Genomic DNA, 17,307 nt, shown 5'->3' with positions numbered 1-17,307 from the left:
GTAGAACGTGGAAACAAAAATTTCATGCACAGCAAAGAAGCCAAGGGGTTCTATCCCAAGGCTCCTTCATTATTGTTTTTTCCCTTCTTTTTGATCTTTTTGATCGCGTAACGCCGCTTTTCGTGATAAGTTCACACGGCCTTGTTTATCGATTTCCATTACTTTTACTAAAATTTCGTCTCCGATTGCAACAACATCTTCCACTCTGCCGACACGATCCTCGGCAAGTTCAGAAATATGAACAAGCCCATCTTTACCACTAAATAACTCAACAAATGCGCCAAACTTTTCAATTCGTTTTACTTTTCCTAAATACACTTTTCCAACTTCAACTTCACGTACAACATCTTCGATCATTTTTTTCGCTTTTTGATTCATTTCCTCATTCACAGATGAAATGAAAATCGTTCCGTCTTGCTCAATATCGATTTTGACTCCCGTTTCTTCAATAATCTTGTTGATTTGTTTTCCGCTTGGGCCAATAACATCACGAATCTTTTCTGGATTGATTTGCATCGTTAAAATTTTCGGAGCATATTTTGAAAGCTCTTTGCGAGGCTCACTAATGGTTTGCATCATATGTTTTAAAATTTCCAGGCGTCCTTTTCTCGCTTGTTGAAGCGCCTCTTCCAATATTTCGCGCGACAATCCTTTAATTTTAATGTCCATTTGCAGGGCTGTCACGCCTTTTTCTGTTCCAGCTACTTTAAAGTCCATATCACCAAGATGGTCTTCTATGCCTTGGATATCTGTTAAAATGGTGTAATGATCTCCATTTTTGACGAGTCCCATCGCAATTCCTGCAACCGGTGCTTTAATCGGAACACCTGCATCCATCATAGCTAACGTACTTGCACAAATGCTCGCTTGTGATGTCGAACCGTTCGATTCTAATACTTCAGAAACGAGACGAATCGTATATGGAAATTCTTTTTCCGATGGAATCACAGGTTCTAATGCTCGCTCACCTAGCGCACCATGACCGATTTCACGACGACCAGGCCCGCGCATCGCTCCTGTTTCTCCGACTGAAAATGGCGGGAAGTTATAATGATGCATAAACCGTTTCGTTTCTTCAATTCCAAGCCCATCCAAAATTTGTACGTCTCCGAGCGCTCCTAGCGTACAAACACTAAGCGCTTGTGTTTGTCCACGCGTAAACAACCCTGAACCATGTGTGCGTGGGAGTAACCCAACAGCAGACGAAAGCGGACGAATTTCATCAACTCTGCGGCCGTCCGGACGAATTTTTTCTTCCGTAATGAGACGGCGCACTTCCTCTTTGACAAGTTTATGTAAAATTTCGTTCACTTGTTTTAACGTTTCTTCATCTGCTTCCTGTTCCTCGTATTTAGCGAGAACGTTTGCTTTTACCTCATCAATCGCTGCCTCGCGAGCCAATTTCTCCGGCACTTGAACGGCACGCTTAATATCAGCTTCTGCAAGTTCGCGAATCTCCGCCTCAAGTTGAGGATCAAGCTCATATAGAACGACTTCCATTTTTTCTTTTCCGACTTTAGCAGCAATCTCTTCTTGAAAGGCGACTAAACGTTTAATTTCTTCGTGCCCGAACATGATAGCTTCTAACATAATTTCCTCTGGTACTTCATCCGCTCCAGCTTCTACCATGTTGATCGCATCTTTCGTACCAGCGACAACAAGGTGCATGTCACTTTTTTCCATTTGGGCAACAGAAGGGTTGATGACAAATTCACCGTCGACTCGTCCAACCGTTACGCCTGCAATTGGCCCTTCAAATGGAATATCTGAAATCGTTAAAGCAAGTGAAGAACCAAACATCGCTGCCATTTCTGGTGAACAATCTTGATCAACGCTCATCACCATGCTAACGATTTGCACTTCATTTCGGAATCCTTCAGCAAACAGCGGACGAATTGGACGGTCAATTAAACGGCTTGCTAAAATCGCTTTTTCGCTCGGACGACCTTCCCTTTTAATGAAACCACCTGGAATTTTCCCAACCGCATATAAGCGCTCCTCGTAATTCACAGTGAGCGGGAAAAAGTCAACATTTTTTGGTTCTTTCGACGCTGTGGCCGTACTTAACACGACCGTGTCGCCGTAGCGAACTAACACGGCACCGTTGGCTTGTTTGGCTAGTTGACCGATTTCAACGGTTAATGGACGTCCAGCCCAGTCTATAGAAAACACGTGCTTTTCTTGTTCCATACAAACAAGTACTCCTCTCTATGTACAAATAGGAAAAATGATTGTTTTATCAGTATAGTCCATTGTTAGTATAATCAAATATCGGCTTAAATACTAATAAAAAGCGGGAATGCTCCCGCTTTTTACTTATCGACGTAATCCGAGTTTGTTAATCAATTCACGATAACGAGTGATGTCTTTTTTGCGCAAATAAGTTAGTAAGTTACGACGTTTACCAACCATTTTCAAAAGACCGCGACGTGAATGATGGTCTTTTCGATGAACGCGCAAATGCTCATTCAAATTGTTAATTTTTTCCGTAAGGATAGCAATTTGCACTTCTGGAGAACCAGTGTCTGTCTCGTGAATTTTGAATTGGTTGATGATCTCGTTTTTACGTTCTTGTGTAAGTGCCATCCTTATTCACCTCCTCATTTTTAAACCACCAATTACCGAGCAAACGTCGGTGAATCGTCTTGCCCAGCAATGGTTGCTTTACATACATTATCTAGAATACCTGTTTTTTCGAGAAAATGCAAGGGTTATTTTTAAAATAATTCAACGCCTCTTGCTGATCTTGTTTAATCTGTGACACTAAATGATCAACGGAAGCAAAAGTCTGCTCGCTCCGTAAACGTTTATGCCATTCAATTTCAACTGTTTTTCCATAAATATCATCTGAAAAATCAAAAATATGAACTTCAATCGTTGGTTCCGTCGCTTTTTCGCGATAAAACGTCGGTTTATAACCGACATTGCATACGCCTTCCCATGTTTGTTGATCCATGTGCACTCTAACAGCGTATACACCTGTGCGCGGAATGATATAATCGTCCGTTAAAGCAATATTGGCCGTCGGGAATCCAATCGTTCGACCGCGCTTATCTCCATGAACAACCATTCCTGTCAACGTATAAAAACGGCCAAGTAAAAACGGCAATTTCTCAACTTCTCCTTCTTTTAACAAATGCCGTATATAGGTTGAGCTTACTTTTTGATCCCCAAACGTCTGTTTAGGGACGACCGTTTGTGTAAATTGCTCACGCGAATGGAAAGGCATCGTTTCCATCGTTCCTTTTCCAAGTCGACCGTATGTAAAATCAAAACCTGCTACAACATGTTTGACATGGAAATCAATAATGTATTGGTCGACAAATTGTTGCGGCAATAACTCTGCAAACGATGGTGTAAATTCAACAATGTATAAATAGTCTATGCCTAGCTTTTCGATCCATTTTTCTTTTTCTTTTAGGGGCGTAATGAAGCGAATATGTTGTTCTGATTTGCCCAATACAACCGATGGGTGCGGATGAAACGTCATGACTGCGCTTGCATATCCCTTTTCTTCAGCAATTTCTTTTGCTGTTTGAATTACTTTTTGATGACCAAGATGAACGCCGTCGAAAAAACCGAGCGCCATAACGGTCGGCGGAAGCTCACTTTTTTTGACGGACGGCGGATGGGAAATCCATACTGTTTTCATATCTTCACCTTCTATAATTCCACTTTTAAAACACTTTTAATGGTTTGATGTAATTCGGTTTCGTCGGATGAGGAATGTATAACGCCAACGCTTCATGGTGCGCATTCACAACAAGCATTTTTTCTTGAAACGTGCTCGGCGCAGGTAAAACAGCACCATTTTTTACTTTCTCTGCTACTTTATCACTTATTTCGTATTTCGGCAAATGAGAAAGCGCTTGTTCAATGGATAATAACAGATCTTGATGTGCATTTTCGTTCATTTTTTGTTCAATTTGTTCAAAGGTGACGCATTGCTCAAGCGTAAATGAGCCAGAAGCCGTACGAATGAGATCAGACATGTGAGCTGGATAGCCTAATTGTTCACCAATCATCACCGCTAAAGTTCGAACGTATGTACCTTTACTACATGTCACACGAAAACGAAATGAAATCGTTTCGCCCATAAACTGTTCACGGTTATCTAACAATTCGAGTTCGTAAACAGTCACTTTGCGTTTCGGTCGTTCGATTTCAATTCCCGCTCGCGCATATTCATATAACTTTTTTCCATTTACTTTAATAGCTGAATACATGGGTGGAATTTGTTCAATTTCTCCCGTTAACTTTTCCAATGCGCTTAAAATTTCCTTTCGCGTCAACGGACGCTCGATTTTTCTTTCAGCAACAACCTCTCCAGAAGCATCTTCTGTCGTTGTCGCCACGCCTAATGTGACTTCTCCTTCATACGTTTTACGCTCGGCCGTTAAAAATTCTACAATTTTTGTTGCTTTGCCGATGCAAATGGGCAAAACCCCTGAAACGTCTGGATCTAATGTTCCGGTGTGACCTACTTTTTTTGTTTTAAACATTTTTCTAATTTTCATCACACAATCATGAGAAGTCATCCCGATCGGTTTATTCAGCAACAATACACCGTCCATTTATAGCCACTCCTCGATAATGGAAATGGATAGACGAATGTCTATCCATTACTCTTCTTTATTCTCTTTATCTTCTTTATTTTCTTTTTCTTGCGAAATTTGTTTGATTAAACTTTCGATGCGCATACCATAGTCAATCGATTCATCAATTTCAAAATAAATTTCTGGTGTTTTGCGCAAGCGGATTCGTTGGCCAATTTCAGATCGAATAAATCCTGTCGCTTTCGCTAAGCCTTTTAGCGTATTTTTCTTTTGTTCTTCATCACCAAGAACAGAAATATATACTTTTGCTTGCTGCAAATCCCCCGTTACGCGAACATCCGTTACCGTGACAAAACCGATGCGCGGGTCTTTAATTTTGCGACCGATAATGTCACTTAACTCTTTTTTCATTTGCTCACCAACACGAGTTGCGCGCAAATTGCTCATCTTGATCACCTCGCAACAATTAAAACCATTCGAACGTAGTAATGGTACGTTCAATCTCCGGAAACGAATCAATCATTTGCAATGCACGATGCAGTTCCTGCTCGGTTGCCGTGCGATTGGCTGTAATAGAGACAATACCGAGCTTTGTGCGCTGCCAAGTATCTTGAAAATCAATTTCTGCTACTGATACATTATATTTTTGTTTGAGCCGTGTGACAATGCGCTGTAACACGGCTCGCTTTTCTTTTAACGATTGTACATCATAAATGATACATTCGCATTGAACGTAGCCAATCATTTCCGTTCGACTTCCTGCATAATGTACGCCTCAATAATGTCGCCTTCTTTAATGTCATTGAAGTTTTTAATTGTCAAGCCACATTCGTAACCTTGCATGACTTCTTTGACATCGTCTTTGAAACGTTTGAGCGTGTCAACTTGCCCTTCATAAATGACAACACCTTGGCGAATGAGGCGAACGCTGCTATCGCGCGTAATTTTACCCTCTGTCACATAGCAACCTGCAATCGTTCCGACTTTTGATACTTTAAATGTTTGACGAACTTCTGCCTGACCGATTACTTTTTCTTCGTATTCAGGGTCAAGCATTCCTTTCATCGCTGCTTCAATCTCTTCAATCACTTTATAAATAATGCGGTGTAGACGAATGTCAACCTTTTCGGATTCAGCAACACGTTTCGCATTGGCGTCTGGACGAACATTAAAGCCGATGACAATCGCATTTGATGCCGAAGCTAAAATAATATCAGACTCTGTAATCGCACCGACACCCGTATGGATAATTTTCACTCGAACTCCTTCGACATCAATTTTTTGCAGCGCCGCTACTAACGCTTCAACGGAACCTTGAACATCCGCTTTCACAATAAGGTTTAGTTCTTTCATTTCTCCTTGTTTAATTTGTTCAAACAAGTCGTCAAGGCTTACGCGCGTTTTCATTGTTCGCTGCTGCATCAATTGTTTTTGTGCACGCGCTTCACCAATTTGACGCGCTTTTTTCTCATCTTCAAATACCATAAAACGGTCGCCTGCTTGTGGCACTTCGTTTAATCCTGTAATTTCGACTGGCATGGAAGGACCTGCTTCTTTCACGCGACGACCAACATCGTTTGTCATTGCCCGCACACGACCATATGTGCATCCAACGACAATCGGATCACCGACGCGCAATGTTCCAGATTGAACGAGCAATGTGGCCACTGGTCCGCGACCTTTATCTAGTTTTGCTTCGATGACTGTTCCTGTCGCACGACGATTTGGATTCGCCTTAAGCTCCTCCATTTCACTAACAAGAAGAATCATTTCTAATAAATGGTCAATTCCTTCGCCTGTTAAAGCAGAGAGTTTGCAATAAATTGTATCGCCGCCCCATTCTTCCGGAATGAGGTTATATTCCATCAACTCTTGCATGACGCGTTCTGGATTCGCTGTTGGTTTATCGATTTTGTTGACCGCAACAATAATTGGAACGTTCGCCGCTTTCGCGTGATTAATCGCTTCCACCGTTTGCGGCATGACACCATCATCCGCTGCGACAACAAGAACAACAATATCTGTTACTTGTGCACCTCTTGCCCGCATCGTTGTAAACGCTTCGTGTCCTGGAGTGTCTAAGAACGTAATTTTTTTGCCGTTTACAACGACTTGATAAGCACCAATATGTTGCGTAATTCCTCCCGCTTCTTGCTCGGTCACTTTTGTATGACGAATGGAGTCAAGAAGCGTTGTTTTTCCGTGGTCAACGTGTCCCATGATGGTGACAACTGGTGGTCGTTCTACTAAATCTTCAGGATCGTCGACAATTTCGATCGATTCAAAATCGGTTTCATCAATTGTAACCTTTTCTTCCACTTCGACTCCATAATCAGAACAAATAAGTTCAATCGCATCTTTATCTAATTCTTGGTTGATCGTTGCCATAACGCCGAGCATAAATAATTTTTTAATAATTTCTGATGGCTCTTTTCCAAGTTTTTTCGCTAATTCGGCAACGGTTAAAGAACCTTCAAATGTAATCTTTTTCGGAAGCTCTTTTTCTTTTTTCTTTTGCATTTCTTGTTGCGGAGCTTGAGCTTGCTGCGGTTTTTGTTTTTTATTTTTATTCTTATTTTTTTTGTTATTGAAAATTTTCTTTTCTTGTTGTTGAATTTGCAAGTCGTGTTTTTTCCCTTCGCGATTTTTCGCTCCGCCTTTTTTAATCGGAACTTTCTTTTGAATTACGGCATCATCATCATCGAACTCTTCAACGACAGTTTTCTTTACTGGTTGTTTTTCTTGTACTTTTGGTTTTTCTTGTACTTTTGGTTCTTCTTTTTGATTAAATGAACGATCTAATTTTTCAACAACATCCGATTCGATCATTGCCATATGATTGGAAACTTCAATATCCATCTCTTTTAATTTATGAATGACATCTTTACTAGAAAGATTATGCTTTTTTGCGTACTCATACACACGCATCTTTGACATAGATTCACCCCCAAAATGTTAGAGCATTGTTTGCAATTTTTTTGCAAACCCTTCGTCAATAACGGCGACAACCACTCTCGCTCCCTTTCCGATCGCCCATCCAAGCTCATAACGATCCGCTACTTTACAAAGCGGAACGCGATAGAACGTACATTTATCCGTAATTTTTTTCTTTGTATTGTCAGACGCATCTTCAGAAAGGATGACGAGCTTTGCACGTCCGCGTTGAATTTCTTTCACAACAAGTTCTTCGCCAGAAATGACTTTCCGTGCTCGATTAGCCAATCCGAGTAAGGAAGCCCATTTTTTATTGTTCATCTTCTGTACCGGTCTCCTTCTCGGCTAACTGCAACAACTCTTCATAAATCGAATCATCGACTTCTGCTTTTAAGTGATGTGCTAAAATGTTTTTCTTTTTTGCTAATAAAATACATTCTTTATCTAATGTTAAATAAGCGCCGCGACCCGGTTTTTTTCCTGTTGGATCAATCGATACGATTCCTTCTTTTGAACGAACGATGCGGATGAGTTCTTTCTTCGGCTTCATTTCTCCCGTTACGACACATTTGCGCAACGGAACTTTTTTGTGAGTTGCCATCTTTTTCTCACCCCTCACTCGGCTTCATTGTTTTCCAAATCAAGCGACTCATCTTCATGACGATCGACCACAAGTGATGAAGAACGAGGATAAATCCCTAATTTTTCTGCCTCCGATTGACTTTTAATATCGATTTTCCAATTGGTTAATTTCGCCGCTAAACGAGCATTTTGTCCTCGTTTTCCGATCGCCAGTGACAATTGATAATCAGGAACGATGACCGTTGTCGCTTTTTCTTCTTCGTGGACAATGACATCGAGCACTTTCGATGGACTCAATGCGTTCGCTACAAATTCAACCGGATCAGCAGACCAGCGAACAATGTCGATTTTTTCACCTTTCAACTCATTCACAATCGCTTGAACGCGCTGCCCTTTTGGACCGACACACGCACCAACCGGATCCACTTCTGGATTGTCAGAGTGAACCGAAATTTTTGAGCGATCTCCAGCTTCACGAGCAATGGATTTAATTTCAACTGTTCCATCATAAATTTCCGGAACTTCAAGTTCAAAAAGGCGTTTAAGCAATCCTGGATGTGTTCGCGATACATAAATTTGCGGACCCTTTGTCGTCTTTTCTACTTTTGTAATATACACTTTAATGCGATCATGCGGTTTGTAAGTTTCGTTTGGCATTTGTTCACTTACAGGCAAAAGCGCCTCAATCTTGCCAAGGCTGACATAAATAAATTTTGAGTCGGTACGCTGCACGATTCCAGTCATAATATCTTCTTCGCGATCAACAAATTCTGCATAAATAACGCCGCGTTCTGCTTCGCGAACGCGCTGCGTAACAACCTGTTTCGCTGTTTGAGCCGCAATGCGTCCAAAATCTCTTGGTGTCACTTCGATTTCGACAATATCGCCAACTTGATAATTCGGATTGATGCGCCGTGCCTCTTCTAAAGCAATTTCTAAGCGGGTATCGTATACTTCTTCAACAACTTCTTTGCGTGCAAAAACGCGGATCGTCCCTGTTTCTTGGTTAAAATCAACGCGCACGTTTTGCGCTTGATTGAAGTTGCGTTTATAAGCGGATACAATCGCCGCCTCAATGGCCTCAATCAACACATCTTTACTAATGCCCTTATCTCTCTCCAGCGCAGCTAAGGCATCTAACAATTCCGTGTTCATGAAACGGTAGTCCCCCTTTAAAAATGATTAGAAAAAGATAATAGCAAGTCTTGCGCTTGCAATTTTCTTATATGGAATGGCGATCGTCTTTTTCTTTGTTTTATGTTTGACTTCCATTGTCACCGTATCTCCATCAAAACCGACAAGCAATCCTTCAAATTCTTTTTCTCCTTCAATCGGTTCATATGTTTTTACGTAAATATTTTTACCGACAGCACGTTCAAAATCAGCTGCTTTTTTCAGCGGGCGCTCTGCCCCCGGTGACGATACCTCTAGAAAATAGTTGTACGGAATTGGATCGACTTCATCCAATTTTTCACTTAATTGTTCGCTAACCATTCCACACTGTTCGATATCTACACCTGTTTCTGAATCAATAAAAACGCGAAGGAACCAATTTTTACCTTCTTTCACATATTCAATGTCGACTAGTTCTAAGTTCATTTCATCAAGAATCGGTGTCACAAGCTCCTCAACGATTTCTGTGACTTTTTTCATTTGTTTCCTCCTAACCGCATGTCTCCATAATGAAGAAAATCCCTTGCTGTAAACGCAGGGAATCATTGATCGATAAAAGCCAAATCAATGCGAAAGAGTGGGTTTCCCCACTCTTTCCGTAGATTATCTTTACCATTTCCACTAAAACTATAACATATTGGCAGAAAAATTGCAACTCGCTTAGAAAAGCGAAAGCTGGTTGTGATCTGGTAAAGAATCCAAACAACCGCGGCTTTCGAGATATTCTAAAATCGTTTTCGATACTTTCCCGCGCTGTTGCAAATCTTCTTTCGATAAAAATTCCCCTTCTTCTCTTGCGCGAACGATGTTTAAGGCTACGTTTGTACCAAGGCCTGGGATCGCATTAAACGGCGGAATGAGCGAGTTGCCATCGATGACAAATTCCGTCGCCTGCGAACGATACAGGTCAATATTTTTGAACGAAAAACCGCGTTCGCACATTTCTAATGCAACTTCTAGCACGGTTAGTAAACTTTTTTCTTTTGGTGATGCATCGAGCCCTTTGGCATTAATTTCTTCAATTCGCTTCCGAATGGCCGCAGAACCTTGAATCATGGCATCTAAATCAAAATCTTCCGCGCGTACAGTGAAATAAGAAGCGTAATAAAGAAGCGGATGATGGACTTTGAAATAAGCAATTCGTACCGCCATTAACACATACGCAGCGGCGTGGGCTTTCGGGAACATGTATTTAATTTTTTTACATGATTCAATGTACCATTCAGGGACGTTATGTTTCCGCATTTCCTCTTCAAATTCTGGTGTTAGTCCTTTTCCTTTGCGGACAGATTCCATAATTTTAAACGCTAAAGATGGTTCTAAGCCGCGATAAATTAAATAAACCATAATATCATCGCGGCAACCGATGACTTCAGACAATGTGCATGTTCCGTTTTGAATGAGTTCTTGCGCATTGCCGAGCCATACGTCTGTGCCATGGGAAAGACCAGAAATTTGCACAAGTTCAGAAAATGTTTTCGGTTTTGTTTCTTCTAACATTTGGCGCACAAATCGCGTACCAAACTCCGGAATACCTAATGTCCCCGTATTGCACATAATTTGTTCTGGCGTAACCCCGAGCGATTCTGTACTGCTGAAAATTTTCATGACTTCCGGATCATCTGTCGGAATCGTTTTTGGGTCAATTCCGCTTAAATCTTGCAGCATGCGAATAACGGTCGGATCATCGTGGCCGAGAATATCTAATTTCAGTAAGTTGTCATGAATGGAATGGAAATCAAAATGCGTTGTTCTCCATTCAGCGCTTGTATCATCCGCAGGATATTGAATCGGGCAAAAATCATAAATATCCATATAATCAGGAACAACGATGATTCCTCCTGGGTGCTGTCCTGTTGTTCGTTTCACCCCTGTACATCCTGCTGCTAAGCGATCGATTTCGGCTCCGCGCAACTGGAGATTGTGATCATTGACATAAGCTTTGACAAAGCCATAGGCCGTTTTATCCGCCACAGTACCGATCGTTCCTGCGCGATAAACATTATCTTCGCCGAACAGCACTTTCGTGTAGTTATGTGCTCGTGGTTGATATTCTCCTGAGAAGTTTAAATCAATATCCGGTACTTTATCTCCTTTGAAACCAAGGAACGTTTCAAACGGAATATCATGGCCATCTTTATTATAGCGCGTACCGCATTTTGGACAGTTTTTATCAGGCAAGTCAAAACCTGAACCGACCGAACCGTCATCGAAGAATTCCGAATGCTTACAATTTGGACAAACATAATGCGGCGGAAGAGGATTCACTTCTGTAATTTCAGTCATTGTCGCTACAAATGAAGAACCAACCGAACCACGTGAACCAACAAGATATCCATCATCTAACGATTTTTTCACAAGCTTATGCGAAATTAAGTAAATGACCGCAAAGCCATGTCCAATGATGCTTTTTAATTCTTTTTCAAGCCGCTTTTCTACAATTTCAGGAAGCGGATCGCCATAAATGCTTTTCGCCCGCTCATAGCTCATTCGGCGAATTTCTTCGTCTGCTCCTTCAATTTTTGGTGTATATAGTTCGTCTTTAATCGGCTTCACTTCTTCAATCATGTTTGCGATTTTTTGCGTGTTCGTCACAACGATTTCTTTTGCTTTTTCTTCTCCAAGAAACGCAAACGCTTCGAGCATTTCATTCGTTGTGCGAAAATAAACATCCGGCAGTTCATGACGGTTAAGCGGGTTTCCCCCTGATTGTGAGTGAATTAAGATTTTACGATAAATTTTATCTTCACGATTTAAATAGTGAACATTTCCTGTTGCCACAACAGGAATGCGAAGCTTTTCACCTAATTGCACGATATTCGTAATAATTTGACGCAATGCCGCTTCGTCGCGTACATACTCCATTTCAATGAGCGGCTTATAGACATCTGGCGGATGAACTTCTAGAAAATCATAAAATGTCGCTAACTTTTCGGCTTCTTCGATTCCTTTTTGCATCATCGCTTCAAAAACTTCGCCTTTGTCACACCCGGAACCGACAAGAATTCCTTCACGATATTTTTGCAATACAGAGCGCGGAATACGTGGAACACGATAAAAATAATGAATATGAGAAAATGAAACGAGTTTGAACAAGTTTTTCAACCCGACATCATTTTGAACAAGCAATGTGGCATGAAACGGTCTTGAACGTTGATATCCACCTTGTTCACTCGACGCTTTGTTTAGTTCATCATGATACAAAATTCCTTTTTCCTGAACGTCTTTTAATAAATGAACGAGGAGGTAGCCAGTCGCCTCCGCATCATAAATCGCGCGGTGATGCTGTACCAATTCAATATTAAATTTTTTACAAAGCGTGTTTAAACGATGATTTTTTAATTCTGGATATAAAAAGCGTGCCAATTCAAGTGTATCAATGACCGGATTTGTTACTTTTCCGCGGCCGATTTTTTTGAATCCTACATTTAAAAATCCGATATCGAAGCTAGCGTTATGAGCTACGAGTACACAATCGCCAATCCAATGGTAAAATTTCTCAAGAACTTCTTCAACATCCGGTGCGTCTTTTAACATATCGTCTGTAATTTTTGTTAACTCAATCGTTGTTGCAGAGAGCGGGTGATGAGGGTTGGCAAACGACTCAAACCGGTCAATAATTTCGCCATTTTTCACCTTAACCGCCGCTAACTCGATAATCGTATCATACACAGCGGAAAGCCCCGTCGTTTCCACGTCAAAAACAACAAATGTATCCTCAGATAATAAACGGTGCGCTTCATTATAAGCAATTGGAACACCGTCATCAACAATATTGGCTTCTAGTCCATATAATATTTTCATTCCGTATTTTTTCCCAGCATTGTATGCTTCCGGGAAAGATTGGACAACTGCATGATCCGTGATCGCAATCGCTGGATGTCCCCATTTTTTTGCTTGTTCAATCAGCTTGCTCACAGGCGTAACGGCATCCATCTGACTCATCGGTGTATGCAAATGCAATTCAACTCTTTTTTCATTTTCCGGAGCCGTATCTTGACGCTCTTGCGGCTTTATTTCGTTAATATCGTTCGCAATTAAAACGAGATCGCGCACAAATGTGTCATTTTGTACGCTTCCTCTTACTTTAACCCACATTCCTTTTTTAATTTGATGCATCAATTGTGCATCTTCTTTATCGCGAGAAAACATTTTGACGAGAATCGAGTTTGTATAATCGGTTATTTTCAATGTTAAAAGCGTTCGCCCGCTTTTTAGTTCTTTTGCCTCTGCATCAAAAACATATCCTTGCACAACAACGCGACGCTCTTCATCAACAATTTGATCAAGCGGACGAATTTCTTCTTCCTCTTTAATGTGATACCCGATTACAAGCGGACCGCTTTCTTCTGCTTGGATTGCTTCATCGCTAGAAGGTTTAGCAGCGGCTTCTGTGAGCGCAGCTAGAGCTCGCTCTTCATCTTCTTTTTGTTTTTGTGCTAAAAATTGTTCATACTCTTCTTGATCATGACGCACTTCTGTTTCTAGCTGCAAAGGAGGGAACCCAAACGAACGGTACGTTTCGGCAAGCAACTGAGAAAATCGCTTTTTAACCGCAATCGCCTCTGCATCGTTGCGAACGAACACAATCAATTTCGTTCCACGTACAGAAGGCTGTTGTTCAGCTAGTAACGTGACAAGCGGAGACGAAATTTGATTTAACTGTTCGACAAAAACAGGCCAATACGAAAGAATTTCCTTTTCGTTAAAAGAAGTGTTCCTTGCTTCGATTGTGCATTTGACATCAGCAATATGACGAAACTTTTCGCTTAACCGTTGCATAAATAATGCATAAATATGGGCAGGTAAAATAGAAGGCAATAGCAAGTAAAAATGCCAACGTCTTTTTTCTTTTTCAATGACCACTTTTTGAATTCCTGCATCTGTAAAGTAGTGAGCAAAATCCGAAGAAGCAAGTTCTAACTGCTGTAAAAGAACTGAAAATCGTTCTTTTTGCTCCGCTGATAATGCCATGCTTTTCCCTCGCTTCCTTTATAACAGTAGAAGGGGCTGTCCCAAAAGTAGTGAAAGCTACTTAAGGGATATGGCCCCTTATGTGCAACTATGATAAATACCGACGTAACGTTTCAGTCAATTGTGAAACATGGACTTCTTCCGTTTCACCTGTTCGGCGAATTTTGATTTCAACAATTCCTTCACTTGCACGCTTTCCTACCGTAACGCGAACTGGAAGGCCGATTAAATCGCTATCGGCGAATTTGACCCCTGGACGTTCCGCACGATCATCGTACAATACTTCAAATCCTTCTTTTTGCAGTTTTTCATATAAATCATCGGCTAACTGACGTTGATCATCAATCTTCGGATTAACCGAAATAAGATGAATATGGAAAGGAGCCACCGCAACAGGCCAAACAAGTCCGTGTTCATCGTTATATTGTTCAGCAATGGCCGCTAATGTGCGTGAAACGCCGATTCCGTAACATCCCATAATCATTGGCTGCATTCGTCCATTTTCGTCTAAGTACATCGCATTCATTGTTTCGCTATAGCGAGTCCCCAATTTAAATACGTGACCTACTTCAATTCCTCTCGCAAAACGAATCGTTCCCTTTCCATCTGGAGAAGGGTCTCCTTCTTGAATAAAACGCAAATCAGCGTATTGCTGAACAGAAAAATCACGATCGGCATTCACACCTGTATAATGATAGTGTTCTTCGTTTGCGCCGCATACGCCGTTCGCAATCGCTTTGACGGCATGGTCAGCAATGACCGTCACTTCTTCTGGAACACCAATCGGTCCTAGTGAACCGACTTCACACTTCATAAGCTTTTTTGTTTCCTCTGGTGTTGCCAGTTCAACGATCGTTGCTTCCAATAAGTTTTTCACTTTTACTTCGTTTACTTCATGATCGCCGCGCACTAAAACGAGAACAAAACGTCCGTCCACTTTAAAGAGTAACGACTTAATGCATTTTTCTTTCGGCACATTTAAAAAGCTGCTTACTTCTTCGATTGATTTTTGCTCTGGCGTGTGAACTTTCACTAATGGCTCATACGGTTCATCGCTGCGCTCATACGTTACAATTACAGGAGCCATTTCAATGTTTGCCGCATAGTCCGAAGCATCTGAATAGGCGATTGTATCTTCGCCAACATCGGAAAGAACCATAAATTCATGTGTATCTTTTCCGCCCATCGCTCCAGAGTCAGCAATAACAGCTCGGAAGTTTAAGCCGCAACGTCGAAACACGTTTGCATAAGCTTCATACATTTTATTGTACACTTCATCTAAGCTTTCTTGTGATGTATGGAAAGAATAGGCATCTTTCATCACAAATTCACGACCGCGTAACAATCCAAAACGAGGACGTTTTTCATCGCGGAACTTCGTTTGAATTTGATAAAGAATGAGCGGAAGACGTTTATACGATTTAATTTCATCACGAACAAGCGCCGTAATGACTTCCTCATGTGTTGCTCCAAGAGCAAAATCGCGATCATGGCGATCTTTCAGTCTCATTAATTCTGGACCGTAAGAATACCAGCGTCCAGATTCTTGCCATAGCTCTGCTTGTTGCAAGGCTGGCATGAGCAATTCAACGGCTCCCGCCCGCTCCATCTCTTCGCGAATAATCGCTTCAATTTTTTGCAAAACACGCTTCCCAAGCGGTAAAAAGCTATATACCCCGCTTGCGTTTTGACGAATAAATCCCGCTCGAAGCAACAACTGATGGCTTTTAATTTCAGCATCAGCTGGCACTTCACGCAACGTTGGAATAAACGACATGCTCTGTTTCATCTCTTGCACCTCTTACTTCTTTGAAATTTTTATAAGAAAAACTTTTGAATATCATTCCAAGTAACAACAAGCATTAAAAGCATTAACAACGCAAAGCCGATAAAATGAACAAGTCCTTCTTTTTGACGATCAATTGGCTTTCCGCGCAATGCTTCAATGGCAAAAAAGGTAAGCCGCCCTCCATCAAGAGCTGGAATTGGCAGCAAATTGATAATGCCTAGGTTAATGCTTAAAATCGCGCCCCATTTCATTAAATAATACACTCCTGATTGAGCTACTTTATGTGTAGATACGGCAATGCCAACAGGTCCGGATAACATATCAAACGAAAATTGTCCTGTCAATAAATGCCCTAACCCAACAATAATTTCCTTCGTCCAATAGTACGTTTCGATCGCTCCTTGCTTAAATGCTCCAAAAAACGATTTTTCCATCGGGCCATAGACGCCGATCAAGCCAATCGTTTCGCCTTGGACTTCTTTGGCTTCTGGTGTTACCGCAATATCGAGAATTTCATTATTTCGTTTCACTTTAAATAACAATTCTTTTTCTGGGTTATTGCGAATAATCTCCACTACATCCGTCCATGTAGATACCGATTGACCGTTAATGGAAAGGACCACATCATGTTGTTGTAATCCTGCTTTCATAGCCGAACCATTATTCGTCAATTCACCAATGATCGGCTTATTAACAGGATAGCCTTGTAACATCCCAATCGCCACAAAAATGATAAAAGCCAAAATAAAGTTCATTAACGGTCCTGCAAAAATGGCCATTGTACGTTGCCCTAGTGTTTTTGAAGCAAATTGGCGATGATACGGAGCAATTTGAATTTCTTCGCGATTCATGACGAAATAAGCTGGTTCACTTAATTCAAACCGTTCCAATTGTTCATGATCTCTTTCATAGCCCTCAATGTAAAGTTCATGCTCTAAGTCTGCTCGTTCTACTTCAATTACTTTCGCTTCAGGATATTCGTCTTTATGATTGACAATAATTTTATTCACTTTTCCATTTTTGTCAAACAACAACCCGACAAGCTGACCCGGTTTGACATCAATCATTTCGGGGTCTTCGCCCGCCATCCGCACAAATCCGCCGAGCGGTAAAAGACGAATCGTGTAAACCGTTTCGCCTTTTTTAAATGAAAATACTTTCGGACCGAAACCAATCGCAAACTCTCGGCATAAAATTCCGGCTCGTTTTGCGAAGATTAAATGTCCAAGTTCATGAAAGAAAACAAGGGCGCCAAAAATAATAACAAAAGCAATAACCGTATTCAATTTTCCAACCACC

14 protein-coding genes are annotated in these 17,307 nt (G+C 41.2%); all 14 read right to left on the bottom strand.

The annotated features are described in order from the left end of the window. Positions 1–69: 69 nt before the first annotated feature. Positions 70–2,190: a polyribonucleotide nucleotidyltransferase gene (pnp, locus tag EDD69_RS06695; RefSeq protein ID WP_132948188.1), complete on the bottom strand. Its 2,121-nt coding sequence runs from the start codon at positions 2,188–2,190 to the stop codon at positions 70–72. Positions 2,191–2,316: 126 nt separating this feature from the next. After that, entirely contained in the window at positions 2,317–2,586 is a 270-nt protein-coding gene (gene rpsO, locus EDD69_RS06690; RefSeq protein ID WP_132948187.1) for a 30S ribosomal protein S15, read from the bottom strand. 91 nt (positions 2,587–2,677) lie between these two features. Continuing rightward, positions 2,678–3,652, bottom strand: a complete 975-nt coding sequence (ribF, locus tag EDD69_RS06685) for a bifunctional riboflavin kinase/FAD synthetase (RefSeq protein WP_132948186.1) — start codon at positions 3,650–3,652, stop codon at positions 2,678–2,680. 25 nt (positions 3,653–3,677) lie between these two features. Continuing rightward, positions 3,678–4,574, bottom strand: a complete 897-nt coding sequence (gene truB / locus EDD69_RS06680; protein ID WP_132948185.1) for a tRNA pseudouridine(55) synthase TruB — start codon at positions 4,572–4,574, stop codon at positions 3,678–3,680. A 48-nt stretch (positions 4,575–4,622) separates the two neighbouring features. Next, on the bottom strand, positions 4,623–5,003 hold the full coding sequence (gene rbfA, locus EDD69_RS06675; protein ID WP_132948184.1) for a 30S ribosome-binding factor RbfA: 381 nt from the start codon (positions 5,001–5,003) through the stop codon (positions 4,623–4,625). A gap of 19 nt (positions 5,004–5,022) precedes the next feature. Next, positions 5,023–5,301 carry a DUF503 domain-containing protein gene (locus EDD69_RS06670; RefSeq protein ID WP_132948183.1) on the bottom strand — a complete coding sequence of 93 codons (279 nt, stop codon included), beginning with the start codon at positions 5,299–5,301 and terminating at the stop codon, positions 5,023–5,025. Continuing rightward, positions 5,298–7,493 (bottom strand): translation initiation factor IF-2, encoded by a 2,196-nt coding sequence (infB, locus tag EDD69_RS06665; protein WP_132948182.1) that lies wholly within the window; start codon positions 7,491–7,493, stop codon positions 5,298–5,300. The genes EDD69_RS06670 and infB overlap by 4 nt, the downstream gene beginning before the upstream one ends. An 18-nt stretch (positions 7,494–7,511) precedes the next feature. Next, the gene (locus EDD69_RS06660) at positions 7,512–7,811 is read right to left on the bottom strand and encodes a YlxQ family RNA-binding protein (protein ID WP_132948181.1); all 300 of its coding nucleotides are present in this window, start codon (positions 7,809–7,811) and stop codon (positions 7,512–7,514) included. Further along, the gene (rnpM, locus tag EDD69_RS06655; RefSeq protein WP_132948180.1) at positions 7,801–8,091 is read right to left on the bottom strand and encodes an RNase P modulator RnpM; all 291 of its coding nucleotides are present in this window, start codon (positions 8,089–8,091) and stop codon (positions 7,801–7,803) included. Before rnpM ends, EDD69_RS06660 begins: the two co-directional genes overlap by 11 nt. Positions 8,092–8,105: 14 nt before the next feature. Further along, positions 8,106–9,227 (bottom strand): transcription termination factor NusA, encoded by a 1,122-nt coding sequence (gene nusA / locus EDD69_RS06650; protein WP_132948179.1) that lies wholly within the window; start codon positions 9,225–9,227, stop codon positions 8,106–8,108. 27 nt (positions 9,228–9,254) lie between these two features. Then, complete coding sequence (rimP, locus tag EDD69_RS06645; RefSeq protein ID WP_132948178.1) at positions 9,255–9,725, bottom strand: ribosome maturation factor RimP; 471 nt, start codon at positions 9,723–9,725, stop codon at positions 9,255–9,257. Positions 9,726–9,905: 180 nt separating this feature from the next. After that, positions 9,906–14,219, bottom strand: coding sequence for a PolC-type DNA polymerase III (locus tag EDD69_RS06640; RefSeq protein ID WP_132948177.1), 4,314 nt, complete (start codon positions 14,217–14,219; stop codon positions 9,906–9,908). A gap of 88 nt (positions 14,220–14,307) precedes the next feature. Next, a complete protein-coding gene (locus tag EDD69_RS06635) occupies positions 14,308–16,008 on the bottom strand; it encodes a proline--tRNA ligase (protein ID WP_132948176.1) in 1,701 nt (566 codons plus the stop codon). A 29-nt stretch (positions 16,009–16,037) separates the two neighbouring features. Beyond that, complete coding sequence (gene rseP, locus EDD69_RS06630; RefSeq protein WP_132948175.1) at positions 16,038–17,294, bottom strand: RIP metalloprotease RseP; 1,257 nt, start codon at positions 17,292–17,294, stop codon at positions 16,038–16,040. Positions 17,295–17,307 lie beyond the last annotated feature (13 nt).

Origin of the sequence: Thermolongibacillus altinsuensis (genome assembly GCF_004341205.1) — a bacterium.
Classification (GTDB): Bacteria; Bacillota; Bacilli; order Bacillales; family Anoxybacillaceae; genus Thermolongibacillus; species Thermolongibacillus altinsuensis.
The sequence above is the reverse complement of the archived record's forward strand: the minus strand, read 5'-3'. Positions and strand labels throughout refer to the sequence as shown.

Bases quoted from the DNA above. Each gene is read 5' to 3' on its own strand.
- pnp (WP_132948188.1), bottom strand. From the start codon at position 2,190: ATGGAACAAGAAAAGCACGTGTTTTCTATAGACTGGGCTGGACGTCCA.
- rpsO (WP_132948187.1), bottom strand. From the start codon at position 2,586: ATGGCACTTACACAAGAACGTAAAAACGAGATCATCAACCAATTCAAA.
- ribF (WP_132948186.1), bottom strand. From the start codon at position 3,652: ATGAAAACAGTATGGATTTCCCATCCGCCGTCCGTCAAAAAAAGTGAG.
- truB (WP_132948185.1), bottom strand. From the start codon at position 4,574: ATGGACGGTGTATTGTTGCTGAATAAACCGATCGGGATGACTTCTCAT.
- rbfA (WP_132948184.1), bottom strand. From the start codon at position 5,003: ATGAGCAATTTGCGCGCAACTCGTGTTGGTGAGCAAATGAAAAAAGAG.
- EDD69_RS06670 (WP_132948183.1), bottom strand. From the start codon at position 5,301: ATGATTGGCTACGTTCAATGCGAATGTATCATTTATGATGTACAATCG.
- infB (WP_132948182.1), bottom strand. From the start codon at position 7,493: ATGTCAAAGATGCGTGTGTATGAGTACGCAAAAAAGCATAATCTTTCT.
- EDD69_RS06660 (WP_132948181.1), bottom strand. From the start codon at position 7,811: ATGAACAATAAAAAATGGGCTTCCTTACTCGGATTGGCTAATCGAGCA.
- rnpM (WP_132948180.1), bottom strand. From the start codon at position 8,091: ATGGCAACTCACAAAAAAGTTCCGTTGCGCAAATGTGTCGTAACGGGA.
- nusA (WP_132948179.1), bottom strand. From the start codon at position 9,227: ATGAACACGGAATTGTTAGATGCCTTAGCTGCGCTGGAGAGAGATAAG.
- rimP (WP_132948178.1), bottom strand. From the start codon at position 9,725: ATGAAAAAAGTCACAGAAATCGTTGAGGAGCTTGTGACACCGATTCTT.
- EDD69_RS06640 (WP_132948177.1), bottom strand. From the start codon at position 14,219: ATGGCATTATCAGCGGAGCAAAAAGAACGATTTTCAGTTCTTTTACAG.
- EDD69_RS06635 (WP_132948176.1), bottom strand. From the start codon at position 16,008: ATGAAACAGAGCATGTCGTTTATTCCAACGTTGCGTGAAGTGCCAGCT.